Origin of the sequence: Saccharopolyspora spinosa NRRL 18395, assembly GCF_000194155.1 — a bacterium.
Classification (GTDB): domain Bacteria; phylum Actinomycetota; class Actinomycetes; order Mycobacteriales; family Pseudonocardiaceae; genus Saccharopolyspora; species Saccharopolyspora spinosa.
Window position 1 is genome coordinate 2277808 of sequence record NZ_GL877879.1, and the last position, 25692, is coordinate 2303499.

The 25692-nt window shown below is 68.7% G+C and carries 22 protein-coding genes, 3 tRNA genes and 2 pseudogenes; 14 read left to right on the forward strand and 13 right to left on the reverse strand.

Features of this window, described 5'->3' with window-relative positions; all coding sequences use genetic code 11:
* Position 1: 1 nt before the first annotated feature.
* The 6 genes from SSPN_RS0129805 to SSPN_RS0129830 form a co-directional block, all read right to left on the reverse strand.
* Positions 2-1333 (reverse strand): ISL3 family transposase, encoded by a 1332-nt coding sequence (locus SSPN_RS0129805; protein WP_029535844.1) that lies wholly within the window; start codon positions 1331-1333, stop codon positions 2-4.
* A 176-nt stretch (positions 1334-1509) separates the two neighbouring features.
* Entirely contained in the window at positions 1510-2226 is a 717-nt protein-coding gene (locus SSPN_RS0129810) for a response regulator (protein WP_010312249.1), read from the reverse strand.
* Positions 2193-3344 (reverse strand): sensor histidine kinase, encoded by a 1152-nt coding sequence (locus tag SSPN_RS46530; protein WP_010312251.1) that lies wholly within the window; start codon positions 3342-3344, stop codon positions 2193-2195. Before SSPN_RS46530 ends, SSPN_RS0129810 begins: the two co-directional genes overlap by 34 nt.
* Before the next feature lie 76 nt (positions 3345-3420).
* Entirely contained in the window at positions 3421-3888 is a 468-nt protein-coding gene (locus SSPN_RS0129820) for a MarR family winged helix-turn-helix transcriptional regulator (RefSeq protein WP_010312253.1), read from the reverse strand.
* Between the two features lie 33 nt (positions 3889-3921).
* Positions 3922-5757: a cytochrome c oxidase subunit I gene (locus tag SSPN_RS0129825; RefSeq protein ID WP_010312255.1), complete on the reverse strand. Its 1836-nt coding sequence runs from the start codon at positions 5755-5757 to the stop codon at positions 3922-3924.
* 92 nt (positions 5758-5849) lie between these two features.
* The gene (locus SSPN_RS0129830) at positions 5850-6422 is read right to left on the reverse strand and encodes an SACE_7040 family transcriptional regulator (RefSeq protein WP_010312257.1); all 573 of its coding nucleotides are present in this window, start codon (positions 6420-6422) and stop codon (positions 5850-5852) included.
* A gap of 86 nt (positions 6423-6508) precedes the next feature.
* On the opposite strand from SSPN_RS0129830, the gene SSPN_RS0129835 reads away from it, so the two are divergent.
* The 3 genes from SSPN_RS0129835 (at position 6509) to SSPN_RS0129845 (ending at position 11555) form a co-directional block, all read left to right on the forward strand.
* Positions 6509-8122, forward strand: a complete 1614-nt coding sequence (locus SSPN_RS0129835; protein ID WP_010312260.1) for a carboxyl transferase domain-containing protein — start codon at positions 6509-6511, stop codon at positions 8120-8122.
* A gap of 178 nt (positions 8123-8300) precedes the next feature.
* Positions 8301-10394, forward strand: a complete 2094-nt coding sequence (locus tag SSPN_RS0129840; protein ID WP_029535846.1) for an acetyl-CoA carboxylase biotin carboxylase subunit — start codon at positions 8301-8303, stop codon at positions 10392-10394.
* A 3-nt stretch (positions 10395-10397) separates the two neighbouring features.
* A complete protein-coding gene (locus SSPN_RS0129845) occupies positions 10398-11555 on the forward strand; it encodes an acyl-CoA dehydrogenase family protein (RefSeq protein WP_029535847.1) in 1158 nt (385 codons plus the stop codon).
* Between the two features lie 84 nt (positions 11556-11639).
* Here the strand turns inward: SSPN_RS0129845 and SSPN_RS60600 are convergent, their stop codons facing one another.
* Positions 11640-12176 carry a hypothetical protein gene (locus tag SSPN_RS60600; RefSeq protein ID WP_083822215.1) on the reverse strand — a complete coding sequence of 179 codons (537 nt, stop codon included), beginning with the start codon at positions 12174-12176 and terminating at the stop codon, positions 11640-11642.
* 264 nt (positions 12177-12440) lie between these two features.
* Positions 12441-12662: a heavy-metal-associated domain-containing protein gene (locus SSPN_RS0129855; RefSeq protein WP_010312266.1), complete on the reverse strand. Its 222-nt coding sequence runs from the start codon at positions 12660-12662 to the stop codon at positions 12441-12443.
* 247 nt (positions 12663-12909) lie between these two features.
* On the opposite strand from SSPN_RS0129855, the gene SSPN_RS0129860 reads away from it, so the two are divergent.
* From SSPN_RS0129860 to SSPN_RS0129880, 5 genes are all read left to right on the forward strand, one after another.
* On the forward strand, positions 12910-13149 hold the full coding sequence (locus SSPN_RS0129860; protein ID WP_010312268.1) for a hypothetical protein: 240 nt from the start codon (positions 12910-12912) through the stop codon (positions 13147-13149).
* Between the two features lie 198 nt (positions 13150-13347).
* Positions 13348-13944 carry a TetR/AcrR family transcriptional regulator gene (locus SSPN_RS0129865; protein ID WP_010312270.1) on the forward strand — a complete coding sequence of 199 codons (597 nt, stop codon included), beginning with the start codon at positions 13348-13350 and terminating at the stop codon, positions 13942-13944.
* A 317-nt stretch (positions 13945-14261) separates the two neighbouring features.
* A tRNA-Glu gene (locus SSPN_RS0129870) sits at positions 14262-14334 on the forward strand.
* Between the two features lie 22 nt (positions 14335-14356).
* Positions 14357-14433, forward strand: a tRNA-Asp gene (locus tag SSPN_RS0129875).
* 28 nt (positions 14434-14461) lie between these two features.
* Positions 14462-14535: transfer RNA gene (locus SSPN_RS0129880), tRNA-Phe, on the forward strand.
* Positions 14536-14589: 54 nt separating this feature from the next.
* Here SSPN_RS0129880 and SSPN_RS46540 read toward each other — a convergent pair.
* Positions 14590-15110 (reverse strand): annotated as a pseudogene (locus SSPN_RS46540) (tyrosine-type recombinase/integrase); the annotation flags it as partial.
* A 51-nt stretch (positions 15111-15161) separates the two neighbouring features.
* A pseudogene (locus SSPN_RS63045) lies at positions 15162-15371 on the reverse strand (bifunctional DNA primase/polymerase); the annotation flags it as partial.
* A gap of 151 nt (positions 15372-15522) precedes the next feature.
* On the opposite strand from SSPN_RS63045, the gene SSPN_RS0129895 reads away from it, so the two are divergent.
* Together SSPN_RS0129895 and SSPN_RS55640 are read left to right on the forward strand one after the other, a co-directional pair.
* A complete protein-coding gene (locus tag SSPN_RS0129895) occupies positions 15523-15714 on the forward strand; it encodes a MerR family DNA-binding transcriptional regulator (protein ID WP_010312277.1) in 192 nt (63 codons plus the stop codon).
* A 603-nt stretch (positions 15715-16317) separates the two neighbouring features.
* A complete protein-coding gene (locus SSPN_RS55640; RefSeq protein ID WP_143539428.1) occupies positions 16318-16941 on the forward strand; it encodes a hypothetical protein in 624 nt (207 codons plus the stop codon).
* 264 nt (positions 16942-17205) lie between these two features.
* Here SSPN_RS55640 and SSPN_RS0129905 read toward each other — a convergent pair whose 3' ends face one another.
* Positions 17206-17916 carry a GTP pyrophosphokinase gene (locus tag SSPN_RS0129905; protein ID WP_010312279.1) on the reverse strand — a complete coding sequence of 237 codons (711 nt, stop codon included), beginning with the start codon at positions 17914-17916 and terminating at the stop codon, positions 17206-17208.
* 267 nt (positions 17917-18183) lie between these two features.
* Here SSPN_RS0129905 and SSPN_RS0129910 point away from each other — a divergent pair, with 267 nt between their 5' ends.
* The gene (locus tag SSPN_RS0129910) at positions 18184-19827 is read left to right on the forward strand and encodes an ABC-F family ATP-binding cassette domain-containing protein (protein WP_010312280.1); all 1644 of its coding nucleotides are present in this window, start codon (positions 18184-18186) and stop codon (positions 19825-19827) included.
* A gap of 150 nt (positions 19828-19977) precedes the next feature.
* Positions 19978-20610, forward strand: a complete 633-nt coding sequence (locus SSPN_RS0129915) for a maleylpyruvate isomerase N-terminal domain-containing protein (protein ID WP_029535848.1) — start codon at positions 19978-19980, stop codon at positions 20608-20610.
* Between the two features lie 222 nt (positions 20611-20832).
* On the opposite strand, the gene yczE is transcribed toward SSPN_RS0129915, so the two are convergent.
* Positions 20833-21480 (reverse strand): membrane protein YczE, encoded by a 648-nt coding sequence (gene yczE, locus SSPN_RS57170; RefSeq protein WP_044575098.1) that lies wholly within the window; start codon positions 21478-21480, stop codon positions 20833-20835.
* Between the two features lie 61 nt (positions 21481-21541).
* Between yczE and yczR the strand changes: the two genes are divergently transcribed.
* The gene (yczR, locus tag SSPN_RS0129925; protein ID WP_010312284.1) at positions 21542-22987 is read left to right on the forward strand and encodes a MocR-like transcription factor YczR; all 1446 of its coding nucleotides are present in this window, start codon (positions 21542-21544) and stop codon (positions 22985-22987) included.
* Between the two features lie 504 nt (positions 22988-23491).
* Here the strand turns inward: yczR and SSPN_RS53970 are convergent.
* On the reverse strand, positions 23492-24244 hold the full coding sequence (locus SSPN_RS53970) for a hypothetical protein (RefSeq protein ID WP_029535849.1): 753 nt from the start codon (positions 24242-24244) through the stop codon (positions 23492-23494).
* Positions 24245-24511: 267 nt separating this feature from the next.
* Here SSPN_RS53970 and SSPN_RS0129935 point away from each other — a divergent pair, with 267 nt between their 5' ends.
* A complete protein-coding gene (locus SSPN_RS0129935) occupies positions 24512-25636 on the forward strand; it encodes a S8 family peptidase (protein WP_237710786.1) in 1125 nt (374 codons plus the stop codon).
* Positions 25637-25692 lie beyond the last annotated feature (56 nt).

Here is a 25692-nt window from a genome sequence, read left to right on the forward strand (position 1 = left end):
GTTAAGTGCGCCCGGGGAGGGTGAGTGTCGGGCCGCCGAGGTTGAGCATGACGAGGGCGATCAGGGCCTGGGGCGTGTGGAACCCGAAGGCCATGCGGGTGAAGAGTCTGATCTTGGTGTTAGTGGACTCGATCAGGCCCTGAGACAGCCCGTGCTCCAGGCTGGCCTCGATGGACGCGCGGATGCGGACCACGGACTTGCAGAGCTTCTGGATGGGTTCCAGGGTGCTGCGCCCGGCCTCTTTGATCCAGGCGTCGAGGATGCGTTTGCCCTGCTTACCCCTGGCTTGGAAGACGATGCGGAGTTTCTCTTTGAACGCGTAGGCCTCGTGGAGGCGGGGGCTGGAAGCCGTGATCCACTTCAGGGTGAGGCTTTGGTCCTGGGTGAGGTTGTCGGGATTTTTCAGCAGGGAGTAGCGGGCGTTTTTGAACTCCCTGGCCAGGTCCTGCCGTGGGGTTTCCGGCTTCGGATCATCGGCAGTGGGGCGGCCGACACGACGGTCCTGTTCTGCGCGTTCGGTGTCGGCGAGTGCTTTGAGGGCACGCCATTCCTGGCGGCGGACGGTATCGATGGCGTCGGTGGCCCAGGCCACGATGTGAAACGGGTCGGCGCACAAGATCGCTTGCGGGGCGCGTTGTGTGACCGTCGAGGCGATCCAGTGCGCCGCGTCAGCGCTGACGTGGGTCAAGGCCGCGGTGCGTTCGGGTCCGAGTTCGTCGAAGAACGTGCTCAACGTGGCGGCGCCCAGGCCCGGCGCGGCCCAGATGACCCGACCGGTGTCGTGGTCGACCACGATCGTCAGATAGCGATGGTTCTTCTTATAGGAAACCTCGTCGATCCCGATCTTGCGGACCCCGTCGAGCAGGTCGATCTCAGCGGAGATGTCGGCCCAGACCCGGTCGATGACCGACCCGACCGTTTTCCATGCGATTCGCAGCAACTCCCGCACGGTTGACTTCGAGGTTCGCACCGCCAGCCACGCCACCTGGGCGTCAAAGACAAGCGTGTGCCCGGCACCATGCCGAGCCCAGGGCACCCGAGCCACAGTCACCCCGTGCTCGGCACAGCGCACCCTGGGCGCGTCGGCTGCCAGCCACATCTGCGTCAGCCCGCAATCCACACTCCGCCACTCACGGCGCCTCCCGCCGTCGTATCCAGGGCTTCTCCGACCGCACCGGCCGCACCGGTCATGCTCGCCCTTACGGCGGCTGGGCCGCACATGCAGCACTACCCGCTCAGTGCGGCCAGGACGGCCTTCTTCGAAAGCCACACGCTCGATCACGGTCCTGTCGTCCAGACCCGCCATCGCGCGCCATACACTGACATCCGGCACGTCGTTCGCTCCCTGATCAGCTTGTTGATCTCGCAACCAACAACCTAGCCCAAAGCGACGGCGTGCCTTCATCTTCCGGACCCAACCCCAGGCCACACGCCCACTAATCGATCACAAGAGCCCAATTTCAATGGAAATTCGACATCCAGTTTCCATTGAAATCGCGGACTTCCGGGTCAGGTCCCGCCTGGTCCGGCGCCGCCGGGGCGGACCAGGCCGGTTTCGTAGGCGATCACCACCAGTTGGGCGCGATCCCGCGCACCGAGCTTCATCATCGACCGGTTGACGTGGGTCTTCGCGGTCAGCGGGCTGACGAAAAGGCGCTCCGCGATCTCCTCGTTGGACAGCCCGGCGGCGACCAGCGCCAGCACTTCGCGTTCCCGGGCGGTCAGCACCGCGAGCCGTTGCGGATCGGCATCGACCAGCCGCTCCGGCTGCGCCAGGAACCGGGCGATCAGGCTGCGCACCGCCAGCGGCGAGAGCAGGGCGTCGCCGCCCGCGACGACGCGGACCGCGTCGATGAGCGCCTCGGGTTCCACGCCCTTGCCGAGGAAGCCGCTCGCGCCCGCCCGCAACGCGGCGAACACGTAATCGTCGATCTCGAAGGTCGTCAGGACCAGCACCCGGACCCCGGCCAGGTCCTCGTCGGCGGTGATCTCGCGGGTCGCGGCGAGCCCATCCAGGTCGGGCATCCGGATGTCCATCAGCACCACGTCGGCGCGGGTGCTGCGGGCCAGCGAGACCGCTTCCCGCCCGGTGGCTGCCTCGCCGACGACCGCCAGGTCGGGTGCCGAATCGATGAGCACCCGGAACCCGGCCCGCACCAGCGACTGGTCGTCGGCGAGCAGCACGCGGATGGTCACGACCGGCCGCCGTTCGACAACGGCAGGCATGCCTGCACTTGGAAACCTCCTGCGCTGCGCGGACCGGCGGCCAGCCGACCGCCGAGCGCGGTCACCCTCTCCCGCATGCCGATGATGCCGTGTCCCGCCCCGGCGCTCGCCTCGGACGTCCCGCAGCCGTCGTCGACGATGGACAGCCGCAGCTCGGTGCCGAGGTAGCCGAGGCGCACGGTGGCGGTCGCCGGCCCGGCGTGCTTGCGCACGTTGGTGAGCGATTCCTGGATCACCCGGTAAGCAGCCAGGTCGACCGCGTCCGGCAGCGTCGCGGCGGCGCCTTCGACGGTGGTCTCGACGACCAGCCCGGCGCTGCGGAAAGCGTCGATCAGGTCGTCGAGCTGCGCGAGCCCCGCGGTCGGTGCCGTCGGCGCGGCCGACTCGCCGTCCTGCCGGAGCAGGCCGACCGTCGTGCGCAGGCCCTCCAGCGCCGAGCGGCTCGCGGTCCGGATGTGCGCCAGCGCCGTCCGGCTCTGCTGCGGCTCGCTGTCGAGCATGTGCGCGGCCACGCCTGCTTGGACGTTGATCAACGCGATGTGGTGGGCGAGCACGTCGTGCAGCTCGCGTGCGATGCGCAGCCGCTCCTCCACGACCCGCCGTCGCGCTTCGTCGTCCCGGCTCTGCTCCGCGCGCCGCGCCCGTTCCTCGATCTCCGCCACGTAAGCCCGGCGGCTGCGCACTGCGTCCCCGGCAGCGGTGGCCATGCCCGACCAGGCGAGCATGCCCAGCACGTCCGGGAGCAGCCAAGGCCACGAGGCGGACAGCAGCGAGGTACCGGCGAGCACCGCCGCGGTGATCGCCCCCGCCGTCCAAGCCGTTCGCCGTTCGGACAACGTCGCCACTGTGAACAGCGCCACCAAGGCGGTGAGCAGGAGCGGCCTGGGCGACGCGCCGAACGCCAGGTAGACCGCCGAGCTGAGGCCGGTGCACACCAGGACCGGGATCGGCCAACGCCGCCGGAAGACGAGCAGGCCGCACAGGACAGCGCCGAACCCGGCGGTCCACGGCAGCTCTGCCGGCCGGTTCACGATCGACGTGCCCACGATGATCGCGTACACGATCGCCGCGGGCAGGACGTCCAGCCACACCTGCCTGGGCCGCGCGTGCTGGTTCACGCACTCACGGTACGGATGAGTCCTCGCCGACGCGTCTGCCCTGGGGCGTACTGGTCGGTACCGCGCTGGTAGTACGTCAGCGGATGGTGCGGTAACCGGGGTGGACACCCGGGGTCAGGCCGTGGCTCTCGGTCAAGCGTTCAAGGAGCGACTGGAGCCGGGCGCGTTCGTCGGCGTCGAGGGCCTCGCAGAAGTCGGCCTCGTGCGCGGCAGCCACGGCGCGGATCTTGTCCAGCAGCTCGGCGCCCTCCTCGGTGAGGGTCAGCTCGTGGACGCGGCGGTCGCGGGTGCTGCGGGTGCGGGTGACCAGGCCGCGGCCCTCTAGGTCGTCGACGAACGTGACGACCTTGCTGGGCAGCATCCCGAGATTCCCGGCCAGCGTCTGCTGGCTCAGCCCCGGATGCGCGGCGATCATCCGCAGCATGCCGACCTGGGGCGGGGTCAGGTCGAGCGCGCTGACACGCTCGGCGAACTTCGTTGCGGCCTGCGTGCCCAGCTGGGTGAGGAGGAACGCGACGCCTGCCTTGGGGATCTCTGCTGCCACACCGAATACTCTACCAACCATGAATCGTTCAAATTACGAATGATTTGTGTCGCGGCGCAGGCTGGCGTGCGCCTCGATGTCCATGCGCTCGGTCATATGCGGGTAGTGCAGCTCGAACGCCGGCCGGACCGACCGGACGCGCGGAAGCGCGGTGAAGTTGTGCCGCGGAGGCGGGCACGACGTGGCCCATTCCAGCGAGTTCCCGTGTCCCCACGGGTCGTCCACGGTCACCACCGCGCCGAAGCGGTAGCTGGTGAAGACGTTGTACAGGAACGGCAGGATCGAGGCTCCCAAGATGAACGAGCCGATGGTCGACACCACGTTCAGCGTGGTGAAGCCGTCGGAGGTCAGGTAGTCGGCGTAGCGCCGCGGCATGCCCTCGTTGCCCAGCCAGTGCTGCACCAGGAATGTGCCGTGGAACCCGATGAAGGTCAGCCAGAAGTGCAGCTTGCCGAGCCGCTCGTCCATCATCCGGCCGGTCATCTTCGGGAACCAGAAGTACATCCCGGCGAACACCGCGAACACGATCGTCCCGAACAGCACGTAGTGGAAGTGCGCGACCACGAAGTAGGTGTCGGTGATGTGGAAGTCCAGCGGCGGTGACGCGAGGATGACGCCCGTCAGCCCGCCCAGCAGGAACGTCACCATGAACCCCACCGCGAACAGCATCGGTGATTCGAAGGTCAGGTGGCCGCGCCACATGGTGCCGATCCAGTTGAAGAACTTGATCCCGGTCGGGATCGCGATGAGGAACGTGGCGAACGAGAAGAACGGCAGCAGCACCGCACCGGTGGCGAACATGTGGTGCGCCCACACGAGCATCGACAGGCCCATGATCAGCAGCGTGGCGAACACCAGACCGGTGTAGCCGAACAGCGGTTTCCGGCTGAACACCGGGAATATCTCGGTCACGATGCCGAAGAACGGCAGCGCGACGATGTAGACCTCCGGATGGCCGAAGAACCAGAACAGGTGCTGGAAGAGGATGGCCCCGCCGTTGGCCGGGTCGAACACGTGCCCGCCCAGGTGCCGGTCGATCAGGAGCCCGAACAGCGCGGCAGCCAGGATCGGGAACGCCATCAGCACCAGCAGGCTGGTGGCCAGGATGTTCCAGCAGAAGATCGGCATCCGCCACATCGTCATACCGGGACAGCGCAGGCACACCAGCGTGGTGATCATGTTGACCGCGCCCAGGATCGTGCCCAGACCGCTGAGGATCAGCCCCGCCGCCCACACGTCCCCACCCAGGCCCTGGCTGAACATCCCGCGCGACAGCGGCGCGTAGGCGGTCCAGCCGAAGTCGGCCGCGCCGTCCGGCAGCAGGAACCCGCTGAGCACGATCAACCCGCCGAACAGGACCCACACGTCCCCACCCAGGCCCTGGCTGAACATCCCGCGCGACAGCGGCGCGTAGGCGGTCCAGCCGAAGTCGGCCGCGCCGTCCGGCAGCAGGAACCCGCTGAGCACGATCAACCCGCCGAACAGGAACAGCCAGAACGACAGCGCGTTCAACCGCGGGAACGCCACGTCCGGCGCCCCGATCTGCAGCGGCAGCACGACGTTGGCGAAGCCGAACACGATCGGTGTGGCGAACAGCAGCAGCATGACAGTGCCGTGCATGGTGAACAGCTGGTTGTACTGCTCCTGCGACAGGAACTGCAGGCCCGGTTGCGCCAGCTCGCCGCGGATCAGCAGCGCCATCGAGCCACCGACGATGAAGAAGAAGAACGAGGCGATCAGGTAGAGGATCCCGATGTCCTTGGGATCCGTGGTGCGCAGCCACGGGATCAGGCGCTGACCTTTTAGCGGGCGCCTGGCGGTCCGGGACCGCGTCGGAACCTGGGTGGGTTCGATCCTGACAGTTGCCATGCCAGTCTCCTGCGGCATCGCGAGGGCATCAGAGCCGGAATCCACCCAGTCTCAACCCGGCCCCGGTGGGCCGCAATCGACGGAACCGCCGGTCAGGCCGTGCTGTCGATGGCGCCGAGCGCCATCTGGCGCAACAGCAGGGACATCGCTTCGACGTCCAGGTGGGCGCTGTAGGGGGTCGAGTTGATCAGGCCGAACACCGCGTGCGCGGCGGCGCGGGCGGTCGGGCGGTCCAGGTCCGGCCGGATCTGGCACAGCACGTCCACCCAGACCTCGACGTAGCTGCGCTGCAGCTCGCGGACCTTGTGCCGGTCGGTGTCGGCCAGGCTGTCCAGGTCGCGCATGTGCACGGTGATCAGCGCCGGGTTGGACAGCGCGAACTCGACGTGCCAGCGCACCAGCCGGTCCAGCGCGTCGCGCGCGTCCTCGGCGGTGCCCACCCGGTCCTGGCCGCCAAGCAGCAGCCGGTCGCTGATCCCGGTGAGCAGTTCCGCGAGCATCGCGTCTTTGCTGCGGAAGTGCCGGTACAGCGCGGGCCCGGAGATGCCCACGGCCGCGCCGATGTCGTCGATGCCGACCCCGTGGAAGCCGAAGCGTGCGAACTTCTCCGCCGCGGCGGTGAGGATCTGCTCGCGGCGGGACGGCTTGGCTGCATCGGTGGACATCGACGTCGATGCTAGACGAAACGCGTTAGTTGTCGTTAACATCGGTCGCGTTAACGATGACTAACTCCGGTGGAAGGTGTGCCCGCATGGATGCGCCCGCCCTGCGCACGGCGGTGGACCCGGACTCGGCGGACTTCGCCCGTTACGCCGAGCAGCATGCGAAACTCGTCGACGACCTCAACACCCAGCTTCGTCGCGCCCGGCTGGGCGGGCCCGAGAAGGCCCGCATCCGGCACGTCGAACGGGGCAAGCTCCTGCCTCGTGACCGGGTGGACGCGCTGCTCGACCGAGGCTCGCCGTTTCTGGAGCTCTCGCCGTTGGCCGCGCATGGCCTGTATGACGGCGAGGCACCGTCGGCGGGCATGATCACCGGCATCGGCCGGGTGTCCGGGCGGGAATGCGTGATTGTCGCCAACGACGCAACCGTCAAGGGCGGCACGTATTACCCGATCACGGTCAAGAAGCACCTGCGCGCGCAGGAAGTCGCGCTGCACAACAACCTGCCCTGTCTGTACCTGGTGGACTCCGGCGGTGCCTTCCTGCCCAGGCAAGACGACGTGTTCCCGGACCGGGAGCATTTCGGCCGGATCTTCTTCAACCAGGCGACGATGTCCGCTCGTGGTATCCCGCAGATCGCCGCCGTGCTGGGCTCGTGCACCGCGGGTGGTGCCTACGTCCCGGCGATGAGCGACGAGGCCGTGATCGTCCGTGAGCAGGGGACCATTTTCCTGGGCGGTCCGCCGCTGGTGAAGGCCGCGACCGGGGCCGAGGTGACCGCCGAGGAGCTTGGCGGCGGCGAGCTGCACTCGCGCACCTCCGGCGTCACCGACCACCTGGCTGCCGACGACGCGGACGCGCTGCGCATCGTCCGCTCGATCGTCAGCACGCTCGGGCCCCGCGAGGCCAGGCCGTGGGACGTCGCGCCGGTGGAGGCGCCGGCGGTCGACCCCGACGAGCTTTACGGCGCGGTCCCGACCGACAGCCGCACCCCCTATGACGTGCGGGAAGTCATCGCGCGGATCGTGGACGGCAGCCGGTTCGCGGAGTTCAAGCACGACTACGGCCAGACACTGGTGACCGGCTTCGCCCGCATCCACGGGCACCCGGTCGGCGTCATCGCCAACAACGGCATCCTGTTCAGCGAGTCGGCGCTCAAGGGCGCGCATTTCATCGAACTGTGCGACAAGCGGTCCATCCCGCTGGTGTTCCTGCAGAACATCTCCGGGTTCATGGTCGGCAAGGAGTACGAGGCGGGTGGCATCGCCAAGCACGGCGCGAAGATGGTCACCGCGGTGGCCTGCGCCCGTGTCCCGAAGTTCACCGTCGTCATCGGCGGTTCGTTCGGGGCGGGCAACTACTCGATGTGCGGCCGGGCGTACTCGCCGCGGTTCCTGTGGATGTGGCCGAACGCCCGCATCTCGGTGATGGGTGGCGAGCAGGCGGCGTCGGTGCTGGCGACGGTGCGCCGCGACCAGCTGGACGCCCGCGGCGAGCACTGGTCGGTCGAGGACGAAGAGGCGTTCAAGCAGCCGATCCGGGACCAGTACGAGCACCAGGGCCACCCGTACTACGCGACGGCCCGGCTGTGGGACGACGGCGTGATCGACCCGAAGCAGACCCGGACGGTCCTGGGCCTCGCGATCTCGGCGGCGGCCAACGCCCCGCTGGAACCAGTCTCCTACGGCGTGTTCCGGATGTGATTTCTGAGAACCCGCGGCGGTGCACGTTGGGTAGGTGGGCCAAGTGCCTTCGGTGCTTGGAAGACGAAGAAAAGCAGGCCGTGTGTGCTTTGGGTCGCTGGGGCGACCGAACGTGTTCACGGGTGTTGACCAGGCGAAACGTTGTGATCCTGCCGTTCGGCAATGCGAAGGGGTGACGATGCAGCACTTCGACACGGTGCTGGTGGCGAACCGGGGCGAGATCGCGGTGCGCGTGATCCGGACGCTGCGGCGGCTGGGCATCCGCTCCGTCGCGGTGTTCAGCGACGCCGACCGCGGCGCGCGGCACGTCGCCGAGGCCGACACCGCCGTCCACATCGGACCGAGTCCGGCCACCGAAAGCTACCTCGACGGCAAGCGCATCCTGGGCGCCGCGCGCGGCACCGGAGCCCAGGCGATCCACCCCGGCTACGGGTTCCTCGCCGAGAACGCCGGCTTCGCCGAGGCGTGCGCGCAGGCGGGCGTCGTCTTCATCGGCCCGCCGGCGACCGCGATCGAGTCGATGGGCGACAAGATCCGCGCGAAGCAAACGGTGTCCGCCGCCGGCGTCCCGGTGGTGCCCGGCCGCAGCGAGCCGGACATGACCGACGCCGATCTGCACGCGGCGGCGATCGAGATCGGTTTCCCGGTACTGCTGAAGCCATCCGCCGGTGGCGGCGGCAAGGGCATGCGGCTGATCCACGACGAGTCGGCCTTGGACGACCAGATCGTCTCCGCGCGCCGCGAAGCCCGCTCGGCGTTCGGCGACGACACGCTGTTCGTCGAGCGCTTCGTGACCCGCCCGCGGCACATCGAGGTCCAAGTGCTGGCGGACGCGCACGGCAATGTGGTGCACCTCGGCGAGCGCGAGTGCAGCCTGCAGCGGCGGCACCAGAAGATCGTCGAGGAGGCCCCTTCGCCGCTGCTGGACGCCGAAACGCGCGCCGGTATCGGTGCCGCCGCGGTGGACGCGGCGCGTTCGGTCGGTTACGTCGGGGCGGGGACCGTCGAGTTCATCGTCTCCGCCGACCGCCCGGACGAGTTCTTCTTCATGGAGATGAACACCCGCCTGCAGGTCGAGCACCCGGTCACCGAACTCGTCACCTCCGTCGGCGGGGAACGCGGCGTCGACCTCGTCGAACAGCAGGTCCGGGTGGCCGGGGGAGAGCCGTTGCCCTGGGCGCAGGAGGACCTGTCGATCGACGGTCACGCCGTCGAGGCCCGCGTCTACGCCGAGGACCCGACCCGCAACTTCCTCCCGACGGGCGGCGACGTCATGGCGGTGCACGAGCCGTCCGGCCCCGGCGTCCGGGTCGATTCCGGGGTGCGCGCGGGCGGGCGTGTGGGATCGGACTACGACCCGATGCTGGCCAAGGTCATCGCGTGGGCGCCGAGCCGGGCCGATGCGCTACGCCGACTGGACGCCGCCCTCGCCGACACGGCGGTCCTGGGCCTGCACACCAACGTCGCGTTCCTCCGCGCACTGCTGAGGCACGACGACGTCCTGGCGGGCCGCCTGGACACCGGCCTGGTCGAGCGCGATCTCGACTCGCTCATCGCCGAGAGCAACACGACACCGGAGGACGCCTACGTCGCCGCGGCCCTGGAGCGGCTGCTCGCAGCCGAACCGACCGAGCCGGTCGTCGACCCGTGGGACATCCCCGCCGGCTGGCGGCTCGGCGAACCGGCCTGGAGCACCTGGCGCTTCGCCGGCCCGGCAGAGGAGGTCCGCGTCCGGTTGCGAGGCCGTGCCCAAGACGCCGCAGTTTCAATTGAAACTGGGCCCGGGGGTGCTCCATCAACGGCAGTTTCAATTGAAACTGGGCCCAGAGGTGCCCCGGCGACGGCAGTTTCAATTGAAACTGCGGTCCACCGGGCCTCGGTCGAAGCGCACGGCGACACCCTGACCGTCACCTACCAGGGCCGCACCCGCAGGTACCGCTACGCGCACGTCGACGGCACCACCTGGCTCGCCGCAGACGGCCACGCCTGGGCGCTCACCGAGCACCGCCTCCTCGCCGAGCGCGGCGGCGCCGCCGGTCGGTCGGACGGCGTGGTGACCAGCCCCATGCCGGGCACTGTGCTGGTCGCCGATGTGAGCCCCGGCCAGGAAGTCCACAGCGGACAGAGGTTGTTCGTCGTCGAGGCGATGAAGATGGAACACACCGTCACCGCGCCGATCGACGGCGTCGTCACCGAAGTGCACGCCAGGAAGGGGCAGTCGGTCGGACTCGACCAGCCGCTGGCTGTCCTCGCCGCTCAAGAGGAGGCCTGAACGATGGTGGATCACCGGCTCAGCGAAGAGCACGAAGCCCTGCGCGAGAGCGTGCAGACCTTCGCCCGCAAGGAAGTCGCCCCGGTCATCGGCGACTACTACGAACGCGAGGAGTTCCCATACCCGCTGGTGCAGGTCATGGGGCGGATGGGTCTGTTCGGGCTGCCGATCCCCGAGGAGCACGGCGGCATGGGCGGCGACTACTTCGCGTTGTGCCTGGCGCTGGAGGAGTTGGCGCGCGTCGACTCGTCCGTCGCGATCACCCTGGAGGCCGGGGTCTCGCTGGGCGTCATGCCGATCTACCGGTTCGGCAGCGACGAGCAGCGGCGCACCTGGCTGCCCCGCCTGGCGGCCGGTGAGATCCTCGGCGCGTTCGGCCTGACCGAGCCCGGCGGCGGCTCCGACGCGGGCAGCACCCGCACCACGGCGGTGCTCGACGGCGACGAGTGGGTGATCAACGGCTCCAAGGCGTTCATCACCAACTCCGGCACGGACCTCACCGGCCTCGTCACGGTCACCGCCGTCACCGGGCAGAAGCCCAACGGCGGCAAGGAGATCTCCACGATCATCGTGCCCGCCGGAACCCCGGGCTTCACTGTCGCGAAGAAGTACTCGAAGGTCGGTTGGAACGCCTCCGACACCCATGCGTTGTCCTTCGATGACTGCCGGGTGCCCGCCGCGAATCTTCTCGGCGAGCGCGGCCGCGGCTACGCCCAGTTCCTCGCGACGCTCACCGAGGGCCGGGTCGCGATCGCCGCTCTCGGCGTCGGCCTCGCTCAGGGCTGCGTCGACGAATGCCTGCGCTACCTGGGTGAACGAGAGGCCTTCGGCCGCAAGATCGGCGAGTACCAGGCCATGCAGTTCAAGGTAGCCGACATGGAGCTGCGCGCGCACACCGCGCGGCTGGCCTACTACGACGCGGCATCGCGGATGCTGCGCGGCGAGCCGTACAAGAAGGAGGCCGCGATCGCCAAGCTCGTCTCGTCGAACGCGGCGATGGACAACGCCCGGGACGCCACGCAGATCTTCGGCGGCTACGGGTTCATGAACGAGACGCCGGTCGGGCGTTTTTACCGGGACGCCAAGATCCTGGAGATCGGCGAGGGCACCAGCGAGGTCCAGCGCATGCTGATCGCCCGGGAACTCGGCCTGCCGACCTGAGAGAAAAGGCCGCCGGAGGCCTCGGGGGCGGCCTCCGCCAGCCATCAGGTCAGTGGTCGGGGGTTGGGTCGGGTTTCGGGGGGATCAGCGCCGGAACCGCTTCTGCGGCACGGTGATCTCGTCGGTCTGCTCGATGCCGGGGTAACCGGTCGGCACGTCGTAATCGGCGTGCGCGTCGTTATCGCCGTGCGCGTCGTAATCGGCGTGCGTGTCGTAATCTGCCTGCGCGTCGTAGCCTGCCTGCGCGTCGTACTCCGGCGCGGGCCGGAGGCCCTGCTGCGTGTCCTCGCCGGGCCACACCGGCCCCTGGCCGCTCGGTGCAGGGCCGCTCTGCACCGGCTCCTCGTCGGCGTCCGCCAGGTGCTGCATCACCCAGTCACGGGCCAGCGCTGCCGGCGAGGTGCCCTGCTTGAACGCGAGCTCCCGCAGGCGCTCGTTGGCCATCAGGGGCAGCCGCAGCTGGTAGACCTGTGAGGCACCGAAGCGGCGTCCGGACCCGGTGGATTCGACGCTCTCCTCCGGGGCCAGCGCAGCCAGGTACGACTCGAACTCATGATCCGGTTCGGCCGGCTGGGCAGACTTCTGCTGCCGTCGGCCGGTCTTGGTTCGTCCTAGAGCCACCGGCACACGATAACGGTTGTGTTGCGACCCGCGAGTCGCTGTGAGCCCTATCACCGCTCGCCGAGTCGCAGAAAAGTGCTCACACCTGCGCTTTCGCGATCGTGCTGAGAAAGCGGAGGGCCCCCGCGCCAGGGGGAGGAACGCGGGGGCCGGAGGGGATCTCCACAGATGCTGACCGGGGGTCTGTCAGCCGACCGATTGTGGCACGTCGCAGGCCGTTGTGGGGAGCTTTCGGCGCAGGATTGCGGCATCCCGGTCGGCCGCTCAGTTCGCGCTGGGCCACTCCGCGATCGTGTACCCGGACTCGGTGATGGCCGCCGCCACTGCGTCCCGGCTGAGCTCCTGCTCACTGGTCACCGAGACCTGCCCGCTCTCCACCGAGACCTGCACGTCGCTGACGCCGGGCAGCTCCGAGAGCTCCTCGGTGACCGACTTGGCGCAGTGGCCACACGTCATGCCGCCTACGACGAACGTTTGACTGCTCATGAAAGTTCCTTCCTGGCAGATTTCTGCCACGACTCGATGCGGATTCCGCCGCAAACTGTCCCGAACGTCCAGTGTGGACGATCGTGGCGGGGGTGGCTCCGAGGGGTGTGACCAGGGCAATATCCGAAGTGGATCGAGTTCCCCCACGTGATTACTCTGCGTCGACGTCAAATCACTCTCTGGGGGGCTGCGGGTGTTGACAACCTGTGGATAAATTGCGCCCGGAACCCGAGGCCGGGGAGGCGTCATGTACGGGTCACTGGACGTACGGAAGTTCTTGTGGCAACAAGAAGACGGGTCCTCGCGGCCGCCGTCAGCGGTGCCCGCGCCGCGCACCGGCGAGCCCTCGCGGATCTCGTCGGAGCAGGTGCACCGGGCCAGGATGGCGGTCGCCCGCAGCGCGGAGAACGCCGAGGACTGCAAGCTCCTGCTGGACATGCTGGGATTGGCGCCCGACGACGACGGACAGCCGCCGGTCGCGCGCTGACCGGGAGTCCGCCGTGCCGCCGAGGTGCGCTTTCGGGGCGTTCGTCGAGCGGTGTCGGCAAGTCGGCGCCGGCTCGAACCCGGTGGGTGGGATGGTCGGATTCGCGGTAACTTCCGGTGGCGTAGTTGATCATCCGTTCGTGGACCGCGTCGCTCGGGCGGCGGATCGCGGACGACTTCTTCGTGCCGGAGTCGTGTCATGCCGCAGCAGCACCGGGCCAAGCTCACCCGTCGCGCCATACTGGCCGCCGCGGCGGAGGAGTTCGACCTGATCGGCTACGGGGCCGCCACGCTGAGCTCGATCCTGCGGCGCTCCGGCATCACCAAGGGCGCCTTCTATTTCCACTTCACGGCCAAGGAGGCGGTGGCTGAGGCGCTGGCCCGGCAGTACCTGGTGAGCCTGGCCGAGATGCGGCAGCGGTGGCTCGGCCGAAGCCTGGACCCGCTGTCGACGCTGGTCGGCCTGAGCGGTGAGGCTGCCCGCAGGCTGGAGCACGACGTGGTCCTGCGCGTCGGCCAGCGGCTGGCCGGTCAGCGCATCGGGGCGGAGTCCGACGGCTGGTACGCGGTGCTCGACGAGCTGGTGCGGAAATCCGCGGCGGCGGGGCAGCTGCGCCCCGGCACCGATCCGGCCGAGGCGGCGAGGGTGCTCTACACGGCGTTGGTGGGCGCGTACGCGGTCGGCGACGAACCGGTGGGGCTGGCCGACCGCTTCGACGAGATCTGGCGCGTGGTGCTCGCCGGGGTTGCCCGGGAGGACTGGCGCGCGAACCCCGAACCGACGGATCGATCTTGAGGCGCGGATCACAAAATCGCGATCTGTCCGATTTGCTCGGTTTTCGGGTTCGAGCCTCGCCTCGCGGGGTGCTGGGTGTTGGTCGCCTCGCGTGGGCGATGGCGTGCCAAGATCTAACAAAGCGGCAGGTCAACTGGCTATCATCGACGGCGGGCCCGCGTCGGATCGACGTCGTGAGGGGGTGCCGTGCGACTTAAAGGACCCCCCGCCTTGGGGGCCCTGGAGGCATGTCGTAAGCTTTCATCACTGCCAACGGGGCGCTCCGAAAAGGGGAAAGCCGGTTGGAGGCAAGGCCGGGTCGGTTTCGAATCGGCCAAGCCCCCATCGTCTAGCGGCCTAGGACGCCGCCCTTTCAAGGCGGTAGCGCGGGTTCGAATCCCGTTGGGGGTACGACAACTGAAGATAGAAGCATGGCCCAGTGGCGCAGTTGGTTAGCGCGCCGCCCTGTCACGGCGGAGGTCGCGGGTTCGAGTCCCGTCTGGGTCGCCAAGGCGAACGGCATTGAGCCGACGCTATCGGCCAGGTAGCTCAGTTGGTACGAGCGTCCGCCTGAAAAGCGGAAGGTCGGCGGTTCGACCCCGCCCCTGGCCACCGCTCAGACCAGCCAAAACGCCCCTGCCGAGATCGGCGGGGGCGTTTTGGGTCTCAGTTGGTGCCCCAGAAGTAGGTGTTCAGTCGGTCAGCCACGTCGTTCCGGACGGAGTCGATGACGTGCATGTACCGCTGCTTCATGGTGACGGACGACCAACCCATCAGCTCCATCACGACGCGGTCGGGCACGCCGAGGACCAATAGCACGGTGGCGGCGGTGTGCCGTGCGTCGTGCAGCCGCGCCTTGCGGACCCCGGCCTCCGTAAGGATCGCCTTCCATTCGTCGAGGTCTTGACGTGGATCGATCGGCTTGCCGTTGGGCTGGGTGAACATCCACTCGCCGTCGTGCCACTCCGTGCCCGCACGCTCCCGCTCGGCGGCCTGAGCCTTCTCGTGCCTGATGATCAGCCGCCGGTTCGTCGCGGGCACCACCGGGCATGGTCGGTGCAGTCCGGCAGGCACTGCGGCGGACAAGCTCAAGCCTCGCCGAAAGCCGTTCGTGCGGTCCGGTGCACCTGGTGAGCCGTCGCGGGCTTCAGCCCTGACTCAATCCTGCGCCGGTAGAATTTCTCGAAGCGTCCGGCCACGGCACACCTTTGGCGGTGGCGATGGCGTGCAGGGCGCCCAACCCGTTGGTGACGAGCTCGGGCACGTCGTGCGCGGCGGGCGCGGGGTTTGGGCTTGCGATCAAGCTCGAGCACCACGAGCCCGGACGGGACGGTGGCGATGCCGTCGTTGGCGCGTGGCGTCCGCACCCACCACCGCCGGATCTGGGCGGTGTTGGTGGTGGCGGACTTGTAGCCGTGGCTTTCGGCGGCCTTACGATCGGCGGTCATCTGCCGCTCGCCGAGCACCTTGGCCAGCTTCCGGTCCCGGTTGCTGGCGGCCGGGCCGACCCCGTGCCGGTCAAGTGCGCTAATCAAGTCGTACGACGCGAACGAGTCTGCTGACAGGAAGACAAACGCGTCAACTGCGACAGTCGAACGTGTGACGCGGAATCGGCTGGTCGCCTCGGGTGAGGTGGCGCGGGAGCTTGGAATCAGCCCGCGCACCGTGGCCCGCTATGTCCGCGAAGGTCTGCTCAAGCCGACGGAGACGACGCTTGGCGGACACTACCGCTGGGATGTCGAACAGGTTCGCGAGCAGATCCGCGAGCTGCGGGCCAAGCCGGAGGAATGACCCCGCCATCGACATCAATCCGGCGTTGCTTCAACGGTCATTGTGGGCTCGATCGACGTGATTCGGCCTGTTGGGGCGACCCGTCGGAACCGTTGCCGTCGAGCTACCGCCCCGGGAGCTCATTGTCCGAGGTATCCCGCTCTTGCGGACGGTTGAAAGCTTTGAAGAATTTGCGAATGCGATGGTGCGCGCCGGAGGCTGGGGGCATGCTGCGAGTTGGCAAGAAGGGTCTTTCGGCCATTTCGTACGGGGTGGCCTCCTGATAGTTTTTTGGTTGCGGTACTCGTCGAGGGGGTGATGGTGTTACCGCAAGATATTTAGGAACCCTGTCGCCTGGCAGGGTTGGTTCGTATGCACGTTGCGCAGTTTGACGGGCGAAACCCCGGATCACGGCGATTCGAATTACTGGCCGTGCACGAATGGCAGCCGGGGGTTGTGGTGTGCCCACGAGTTGTGCGGGTAATTTGATAGTACCTAATCTCGATTACGCAGCTACTGCCCGGGATCCGTCTAAGTTGTCGGGATCCGTGACGTTCGCCATGCGCAAATATTGTGATCAGGAATCCCGGCTAAAGTCCCTAAGCTCATTCATAAGGAGAAACAATGACTACTACGACTCCAGTGGTCAACAACCGCGCAACGTCGCAGCGCGGCATTGCTGCTCTCTCGCGTCGTCCCGACCATATGGAGATCTGGCGGGTGACGCCGAACGGTGCGGTCAAGGGTGCGTACCACTATGATGGTGGAGGGCTTTGGAAGACCTATGACATTGCACCCGACGCAAATTCGGCCAACGCGGAGACTGGTATTGCTGCTCTCTCGCGTCGTCCCGACCATATGGAGATCTGGTGGGTGACGCCGGACGGTGCCGTCAAGGGTGCGTACTGGTACGAAGAGCCGAAGGCCCCTTGGAAACTCTACGAGATTGCGCCCGTAGGATCCGCATCCCTGAAGGGGCACATTGCTGCTCTCTCGCGTCGTCCCGATACTATGGAGATCTGGTGGGTGGCGCCGGACGGTGCGGTCAAAGGTGCCTGCTGGTACCAAGAGCCGAAGGACCACGATTGGACGACCTATAACCACATTCTAGGAACGGCCAACGTGGAGACTGGGATTACTGCACTCTCGCGTATTCCTACGAGTATGGAGATCTGGTGTGTGGCCAACGGTGCGGTCAAGGGTTCCTACTACGATGATGGGAATCCTTGGAAGACCTACGATGTGTGACGTGCCCCGGGAGTTGTAGCCACCGCGGTACGCGGTGCGCTGGACTAGCGGGGCCAGGTATCCGGGGCGGGAGAACAGTGGTTTGTGCTCCCGCCCCGGCCCGGTGCTCCGAAGGGCGAGGAACCGCGCGATCAACTCCGCGGCCGGTGACTAAATCCAAGGTGTCGAGACACCTCCCGCTTGAACTTGGCGGGGCGGTCTTCACGCTGACCCGAACGGGGCTCGTGTCCGTCACATGCTGGCGCTGCGGTCCAGCTCCCGGCTCTAGCCGGGCTCCCTCTCGCTGCGTTCGTGCAGCGAAGACATCTGAGCGTCGAGTCCGGCAGCGGCCTCGGCCGCCGCTTTTAGCTCGGCGGTGAAGCTCTCCGGCACCTCGCCCCCGCTCTTGTAGAGCAGCTCGTGCTCTACGGCGGCCCAGAAGTCCATCGCGATGGTTCGCAGCTGGAGTTCGACGGCCACTTGCTCGGTGCGGTCGGACAGGTGCACCGGCACGTTGATGATCAGGTGCAGGCTTCGGTAGCCGTTCGGCTTCGGCGCGGCGATGTAGTCCTTGGTTTGCACGATCTCAATCTGGTGCTGGCGGATGAGATCGCGGACGAGGTAGACGTCGGAGATGAACGGGCACACGACGCGCACGCCGGCGATGTCGGTGAGGTGTTCGCGGGCCGACACCGGGTCGACCGGCAGCCCGCGCCGGGCGAGCTTGGCCGCGATGGCCTCGGGGCGCTTGATCCGCGAGGTGATGTGCTCGATCGGATCGTGCTCGTGGGCGTAGTCGAATTCCTCGCTCCAGATCCGCAGCTTGGTCATGAGCTCGTCGACGCCGAACTTGTGCACCATTAGCAGGTCGCCGGTCCGGCGCATGAAGGCGAGGGCGTCGTCGCGGTCCATGTCGCCGAGCTGCTCGATGGCGCTGCGCTGCGGATAGGGCCACCTGCGCGAGCCGCCGCGCGGTGATCTGTCCCCGGAACCCATCGACGCTCCTCCCACCGCTGCCCGATTCCAGCCTAGGCCCGGCCGAACGACCGGGCCCGCGCTCAGGAGCGGGGCGGGAGAACGAAGACGTGGATCTCCCGGTCTCCGGCGCGTTCGGCACAGGTGTCGTGGAAAGGCGGGGGGCGGCGCTTCGACTCCGCCCCTGGCCACCGCGAAGACCTGTCAATTCGGCCCCTGCCGGGACTGGTAGGGGCCGGTTTGCTTTCCGCGGGGGCTTCCGGGGCTGTTGTTATTCTCGGCGGTCTGATGTCTGCGACTCTCGTTGCCTCTGATCTCGCCGCCGGGCACGGCGACCGCTCCCTGTTCACCGGGCTCGACCTCGTCGTCGCCCCCGGCGATGTGATCGGGCTCGTCGGCGCCAACGGCGCCGGAAAGTCCACGCTGCTGAAACTGCTGGCCGGGCTCGACGCGCCGGAGCGCGGCGAGCTGCGCCTTTCCCCCGCCACTGCGATCGTCGGCTACCTGCCGCAGGAGCCAGATCGCAGGCCCGGGGAGACGGTGAGCCAGTTCCTCGCCCGCCGCACCGGCGTCGCTGCGGCGCAGCGCGCGATGGACGAGGCGACGCAGGCCCTCACGGAGGGCACGCCAGGGGCCGACGACGCGTACGCCGCGAGCCTGGATCGCTGGCTGAGCCTGGGCGGTGCCGACCTGGAGGAACGCGCCGAAGGCGTCGTGGATTCGCTTGGCCTGTTCGTCGAGCTCGACCAGGCCATGACTTCGCTTTCGGGGGGTCAGGCCGCCCGCGCGGGCCTCGCCTCGCTTCTGCTGTCCCGCTACGACGTGTTCCTACTGGACGAGCCGACCAACGACCTCGACCTGGAGGGCCTCGAACTCCTGGAAAGGTTCGTGCGCGGACTGCGCGCTGGCACCGTCGTCGTCAGCCACGACCGCGAGTTCCTCACCCGCACGGTCAACAAGGTCCTCGAACTCGACCTGGTCCAGCAGCAGATCAACCTCTACGGCGGCGGCTACGACGCTTACCTGGAGGAGCGCGCGGTCGCGCGCAGGCACGCGCGGGAGGCGTACGAGGAGTACGCGGACAAGCGGTCCGGGCTGGAGGCGCGTGCGCACATGCAGCGCGCCTGGATGGACAAGGGCGTGAAGAACGCCCGCCGCAAGGGCACCGACAACGACAAGCTCGGCCGCAAGGCCCGTTCGGAGACGACCGAGAAGCAGGCCTCCAAAGCACGGCAGACCGAGCGTCTCATCGAGCGGCTCGAGGTCGTCGAGGAGCCGCGCAAGGAGTGGGAACTGCGCATGGAGATCGCGGCGGCGCCCCGCTCCGGGGCGGTCGTCGCTACCTTGCGCGAAGCGGAGGTGCGGCGCGGCGACTTCACCTTCGGACCGGTGACGCTGCAGGTCGACTGGGCCGACCGCGTGGCGATCACCGGCGCCAACGGTTCAGGCAAGTCGACGCTGCTCGGGGCGCTGCTGGGGCGCGTCCCGCTGGATGCGGGGTCCGCGGCGCTCGGCTCCGGCGTCGTCGTCGGTGAGGTCGACCAGGCCCGCGCGCTCTTCCACGGTTCGGAGTCGCTGCTCGACGCGTTCTGCGCAGCCGTGCCCGACACCGAGTCCGCTGAGGTCCGCACGCTGCTCGCCAAGTTCGGCCTCAGGGCCGACCACGTGCTGCGCTCGGCCGCCACGCTGTCGCCCGGCGAGCGCACCCGGGCCGCACTCGCCCTGCTCCAGGGGCGCGGGGTCAACCTCTTGGTGCTGGACGAGCCGACGAACCACCTCGACCTGCCCGCCATCGAACAGCTGGAGTCGGCCCTCGATTCCTATGCGGGCACGCTCCTGCTGGTGACTCACGACCGCCGCATGCTCGACGCGGTGCGAACCACCCGCCGCCTGGAGATGTCGGGTGGCAAGCTCGCCGAGACCTCGCTGTGAGTGCTCCCGCCCGTCGGCAGCCTGCGACGTTGGAGCACTGGTCCGGAAACGTTCGCCGTCACCGGGCTCGAGACGGCGTTCGACCGACCTGATGCCTGTCGTGCCTAGGCGGTAGCTTGATCGACGGCAGCGACACGGGATGGTGGCCGAATGAGCGCAATCCGAGACGCTTACCTACAGGCGGCAGCTTCGACTGCGGAGCTGGTGCGCGATCCGGCGGTCGCGGCGGCGTGGGACCGGCCCAGCGCGTTGGCGGAGTTCAGCGTTCGCGGGCTGACCGGGCACCTGGCCTTCCAGGTCCTCGTCGTTCCACGGGTGCTGGCCGCTGCCGCGCCGCAGGCAGCCCCCTCGGCCCTCGCCGACTACTACGCCAAGAGCGCGTGGCTCGGTGCCGACGTCGACGCGGAGGTTAACGTCCGGCTCCGCGAGTTCAGCGAGGGTATCGCGGCCAAGGGCGCGCCGGCGCTGATCGAGGAGATCGACTCGGCCCTGCGGGAGCTCCGTTCCGCGTTGCGTGCTGTGCCGGCGGATCGGGAGGTGGGCTTCTCCGGTCGGACGCTGCTCGTCGACGACTTCCTGATCACCCGGATGATGGAGATGGCGGTGCACTCCGACGACCTGGCGACGAGCGTGGGCATCGCCACACCGGAGCTGCCGCCGGAGGTCTACGATCCGGTGCTCGCGCTGCTTTCGCAGCTGGCCGTGCGCCGGCACGGGCAGACGGCCGTGCTGCGGGCGCTGAGCCGGGCCGAACGCGCACCCGGCACGATCGCCGCGATCTGACCGAGAGCCGGTCGCGTTCGCGACCGTGGAAGGGTTCCTGGAGTTCAGGCGGCGTCTGAGGTTCCGCCACCTGCATCGCTGCGCAAGACGAGGCGGATACCAATTAGGGACGCCCCCGCGCTCAACCGGCCTGGGGGTTACCGGGAGTGCGGGGGCGTCAAGGTCCACCCCTGGGGGTCAGGTGGACGGCGTCCATGCTACTTCGTGGTATCCCGGATGTCTCTAGGGGCAGAGATCTTTTTTCTCCCGGACCGCCGCGAATCGCAGGAAGAACTGGGCCAGCGGCCCGATAGTGAGCGCGTAGAGCACGGTTCCGACGCCCACCGTGCCGCCCAGCAGCCACCCGGCAGCGAGGACGCTGAGCTCGATCAAGGTGCGGACCGAGCGCACCGACCAGCCAGTTCGGTTGTGCAGGCCGGTCATCAGCCCGTCCCTCGGGCCTGGGCCGAGCCGCGCGCCGACGTAAACTGCCGTCGCGAAGCCGTTGAGCACGATGGCGCCGATCATCAGCGAGATCTGCCCCGGTAGCGCGTCGATCGGTGGGGTGAGGGCCAGAGTTAGGTCCACCGCGATGGCGATGACGACAACGTTGGCGACCGTCCCGATGCCGGGCCGCTGTCGCAGCGGCAGCCAGGCGAGCAGGACCGCGACACCGGTCAGCGCGGTGACCGCCCCGAAGCTCCAGCCGAGGCGTTGTGCCAGGCCCTGGTGCAGCACGTCCCACGGGTCCAGGCCGAGTTGCGCCCGCACCATGAATCCCATGCTGGCGCCGTAGAGCACCAGACCGCCGATGAGCTGCCCGAGCCGGAGCAGCGGGCGGGTCCGGATGGAGAGCGGTGACAGGTCCACAGGAGTCGAGATCGAGGCCATGACGACTTTCTAGAACAGGATTGGCCTTAAAGTCGATAGCCAATGACCTACAATTGGCCTTATGGTCTTCGCCCCGTCTGCGCATATCCACGGCCGCAAGCTCGTCGAGCTGCTCGGGGCCTGGGAGGGAACAGCACGCCCGTCGTCCCAGGCGTTGGCTGCGGCGCTGCGGCAGCTGGCGTTGGACGGCCGACTGCCGCCGGGGACTCGACTTCCGGCGGAACGCGAGCTCGCCGATGCTCTCGGGGTCAGCCGGACCCTGATCGCGCGGACGTTCGACCGGCTCCGGGAAGACGGTTTCGCAGCCAGTCGGCGCGGCGCCGGGTCGTGGGTGAAGCTGCCGGACCAGGTGCGCGACAACGAATCCCACGGCGGCTGGTTCCCGACCGCGGGCACCGAGGTGCTGAACCTCGCGCAGGCCACGCCGGGCGGGCCGCCGGAACTGTGCGCTGCGGTGGATCGGGCGCGCTTGCGGTTCGTCGAGCAGCTGTCCGGTCACGGCTACCAGCCGCAAGGCCTGCCGATGCTGCGCGAGCGGATCGCCGAGCGCTACGCGAAGCGGGGCCTACCGACCGGCCCGGAGCAGATCCTCGTTACCAACGGAGCGCAGCACGGTTTCGCGCTCCTGCTGCGGATGCTGGTGTCGCCGGGCGAACGTGTGCTCGTCGAGCACCCGACTTACCCGAACGCGCTGGAGGCGATCCGCGGCCTCAACGCGACCCCCGTCGCGGTGCCGATGGTCGAGGATGGCTGGGACGTGGAGCTGCTCGCCGCGAACCTGCGGCAGACATCACCGCGGCTGGCGTACCTGATCCCGGACTTCCACAACCCGACCGGCGTCCGGCTGGATGCGGGCGGCCGGGCCCAGCTCGCCAGGGCGCTGGCCCGCACCTGCACGACAGCGGTCATCGACGAGACGCTCGCCGAGATCGACCTCACCGGCGCCGAAGCGCCGCTACCGATGGCCGGATTCACCGATCGGGCGATCCTCGTCGGGTCGGCCAGCAAGTCGTTCTGGGGTGGCCTCCGGCTCGGCTGGATCCGCGCGTCCGAGGACTTCGTGCAGCGCATGGTGATCGGCCGCGCCGCAGTGGACCTCGGCAGCCCGATCCTCGAACAGCTGGCGCTGGCGGAGCTGCTGCAGGACGCCGACCAGGTGCTGGAGCGTCGGCGCGTCGAGTCGATCGAGCGCCGCGACTGCCTCATCGCGGCATTGCGCGAGCACCTGCCGCACTGGCGCTACCGCGTCCCTGACGGCGGACTGGCCCTGTGGTGCGACATCGGAGCACCGGTCAGCAGCCGGCTTTCGGTGGCCGCGGAACAGCACGGTGTGCGGGTGGCACCGGGGGCGCGTTTCTCGGTGTACGGGTCGCTGGAGCGCTGGATGCGAGTGCCGTACACGTTGCCGGGCGATCAGCTGGAAGAGGCGGTCCGCCGCCTCGCCGCGGCGACGGCATCGGTGCCCGAAGGTCCCGGCAACACCATCCTGACGGCGCCGATCGCCTGAGAACAGGTGTGCGGCAAATTTGCTTGCGTGGCGGTGCGGGTGGCGGAACCTCGGACGCTGTCTGGACTCCGGGATCCCCGACTCATGAATGTGCAATACGCGGCATCGGGGATTGGCCTCGCCAAAAACCCCGCGACGCGGGGTGGGCACAGCCTGAGAACCTGCGGCGGCGCAAGTTGTGAGGGGGCGGGAAGCGGCTTCGCCGCTTGCCTGACGCCCACCTCACCACATGATTTGCGCGACCTCTGAACGGCGAGCCGCCCGTCGGCACGGCCCCTCGTCGTGCCGACGGGCGGTTTCGGGCGCCGCCCCGGTGCCGCAGGGGCATTGCGGCACCGGGGCTTTGGGGACCGGGCCCGGTCCTCGGCGTTGCGTCTGGTCACTGACGATGCCGGGATGGGCCGGGGCGCCCCGATTCCGATCCGGCCGGGCGCAGACGGCCGGCTCGGAGCTGGTGGGTGCGGATGTTTCCCAGGATTGCCGCCGCAGCGGCTCGGCGCAGCGTCAGTCGGGCGACTTCGATGGTTCGAAGGACAAGATGCCGGTCGTCGGCCGGGTTTGCCGGTTGTCGACGCCGGTGGACACCGGTCCGGACTGGCTCGGATCGGCCGGCAGGATCACCAGCAGGCCGCGCAGCCCACCGCCCCAGGAGGTCGATCCTGCGGACAGCGTGGTGGCCGGTGCGGGGGACACCGGAGGCTCCGGTGCCGGTTCGGTTGGCGGGGTGACGTGGGACGGGGCTGACGCGTCCGGGCCCCGTGGCTTCGGGATGATCCGAACGGTCGCATCGGGGACCGGGGACTGCTTCGGCCGCGGCGCGGCCTGGTCGTCACTGGTCGGCGCGGCGGTGCGCTGCTGGACCGGCAGCGGGGGTGGCGGCGGCACCGGCGGGGCGCTGTTGGTTTCGTCGGCGACCGCGGCGGGCTGGTCGGGGTCGGTGTTCGGCTGCGCCGGGGCGTCGATGCGGGGCGGTTCGATCTCGGGTTTCTCGACCAGGGCCCGCACCGGGTCGAGTTCGGGCGATGCGAGTTCGGGCGACGCGGGGACGGGGTTCGCGGGGGCGGGGCTGCCCACCGGGTCGAGGACGATTTGCTCCACCTCGACCCGGAGGTGGTCGTTCTCGGGCAGTTCGACGGCATCGGCCACGGCAGCCGCACCGAGCCATCCGGAGATGCTCAGGCCACCGATGAACGCGGCCCGAACCGCGAGCGCGCTGAGCCGCGACCAGGGACCGCGCTTCGCGCAGGTTCCCGTCACGGTTACCACCGCCTGTCGGTCGGGTCCGCGCGGCAGGGCGCGGCGTCGGCGTCGGGCGCGCCGGGGGTGATCGGCGCTGTATGGGCATTCAACCACCTGCGGTGGCCTTTTCGGGCCACCAACAGCGACGAGATCGGTGGTCGGTCGTGCATTCTCCACGCAATCGGGCTAGTGGGAAAGATCTCACGCGCCGTCGGACGGGTGAGTCGGCTACCGACGGCGGCGTGTCCGCTGTGGACGGACGGGCCGCCCGGCACAGTGTCCGCTGTGGATCAAGAAGCTGAAATTCGGCTCAGCGTAGGCGAACTCCAGCAGGTGTGGGCTGCCTACGGGCATGATCTGCTGCTGCACGATCCCGGTGGGAGCGGCGAGTGCCTGGTGCGGCGGGGCGAGCTGATCGCGCCAGCGAGCGTCCTGGAACCGGTGCTCGACCGGTACCGCCGTTGGGTCGACGACGTGCAGCACGACGACGAGTTGCTGCTGGCGAGGGTTCGGCTGCGCGGCGCGGAGCGGGACCGGTGCGTCGAGCTCGCCCGGGAGGCCAACGTCGCCGTCAACCACGTGCACTTCGGTTGTCCGGTCATGTTTGGCACGCCGGTGATGTTTGGGACCGGGGCGGATGCGCTGCCCGCGCCGGTGCTCCCGGAACCGCCGGTGCGGCAGTGGGATCCGCCGGTCGTGGTCGGCGTGCTCGACACGGGGTTCGATCCGCATCCGTGGTTCCGGGATCGGCCCTGGTTCGAGGCCGTGCCGGAGGAATTGGACGCCGACGGCGACGCCGGTCAGGACCGCCAGGCGGGGCACGGCACGTTCGTCAGCGGCGTTGTGCTGCAACATGCACCGGGTGTGGTGATCCGGGCGCGCCGGGTGCTTTCTTCGCTCGGGTTCACCGACGACTACACCGTCGCGGCAGGGCTGCGTTCGTTGCGACGTTCGGCCGAGGCCCGCGGCGAACGCATCGGTGTCGTCGTGCTGACGGCCGGATGCCACACCGCGGATGACGAGTGCCCTCCGATCTTGCGCGGCGAACTGCGCAACTGGCGTGGCACCGTCGTGGTCGCGGCGGCCGGGAATCACGCGCAGACCAGGCCTTTCTGGCCTGCCGCGCTGCCGTCGGTGATCGCGGTGGCGGCGACCGGTGACGACGGCGCGGTCGCCGGGTTCTCCAATTCCGGGACTTGGGTCGATGCCGCCGCGACCGGGGTGGACGTGACGAGCAGCTTCGTGCGGCTGGCACCCGGCGGCGGGCGTCGGTTCGGCTATGCGCGTTGGAGCGGAACGTCCTTCGCCGCGCCGCAGGTGGCTGCCGCCGCTGCGAATGCTTTGCGCGAGGGCCGCGATCCGAACGAGGCACGCGATCTTGCCCGTCGGCATTACCCGTTCGAGCGGTAATTGGCGCGAAGTGAATCTGTTCGCACCCCTCGTTCCTCTTATTACGCGGGAGGACG

Coding starts and splice junctions, on each gene's coding strand:
- SSPN_RS0129810 (WP_010312249.1), bottom strand. CDS start 2,226: ATGCCTGCCGTTGTCGAACGGCGGCCGGTCGTGACCATCCGCGTGCTG.
- SSPN_RS0129825 (WP_010312255.1), bottom strand. CDS start 5,757: ATGGCAACTGTCAGGATCGAACCCACCCAGGTTCCGACGCGGTCCCGG.
- SSPN_RS0129830 (WP_010312257.1), bottom strand. CDS start 6,422: ATGTCCACCGATGCAGCCAAGCCGTCCCGCCGCGAGCAGATCCTCACC.
- SSPN_RS0129835 (WP_010312260.1), top strand. CDS start 6,509: ATGGATGCGCCCGCCCTGCGCACGGCGGTGGACCCGGACTCGGCGGAC.
- SSPN_RS0129840 (WP_029535846.1), top strand. CDS start 8,301: ATGCAGCACTTCGACACGGTGCTGGTGGCGAACCGGGGCGAGATCGCG.
- SSPN_RS0129845 (WP_029535847.1), top strand. CDS start 10,398: ATGGTGGATCACCGGCTCAGCGAAGAGCACGAAGCCCTGCGCGAGAGC.
- SSPN_RS0129855 (WP_010312266.1), bottom strand. CDS start 12,662: ATGAGCAGTCAAACGTTCGTCGTAGGCGGCATGACGTGTGGCCACTGC.
- SSPN_RS0129860 (WP_010312268.1), top strand. CDS start 12,910: ATGTACGGGTCACTGGACGTACGGAAGTTCTTGTGGCAACAAGAAGAC.
- SSPN_RS0129865 (WP_010312270.1), top strand. CDS start 13,348: ATGCCGCAGCAGCACCGGGCCAAGCTCACCCGTCGCGCCATACTGGCC.
- SSPN_RS55640 (WP_143539428.1), top strand. CDS start 16,318: ATGACTACTACGACTCCAGTGGTCAACAACCGCGCAACGTCGCAGCGC.
- SSPN_RS0129905 (WP_010312279.1), bottom strand. CDS start 17,916: ATGGGTTCCGGGGACAGATCACCGCGCGGCGGCTCGCGCAGGTGGCCC.
- SSPN_RS0129910 (WP_010312280.1), top strand. CDS start 18,184: ATGTCTGCGACTCTCGTTGCCTCTGATCTCGCCGCCGGGCACGGCGAC.
- SSPN_RS0129915 (WP_029535848.1), top strand. CDS start 19,978: ATGAGCGCAATCCGAGACGCTTACCTACAGGCGGCAGCTTCGACTGCG.
- yczE (WP_044575098.1), bottom strand. CDS start 21,480: ATGGCCTCGATCTCGACTCCTGTGGACCTGTCACCGCTCTCCATCCGG.
- yczR (WP_010312284.1), top strand. CDS start 21,542: ATGGTCTTCGCCCCGTCTGCGCATATCCACGGCCGCAAGCTCGTCGAG.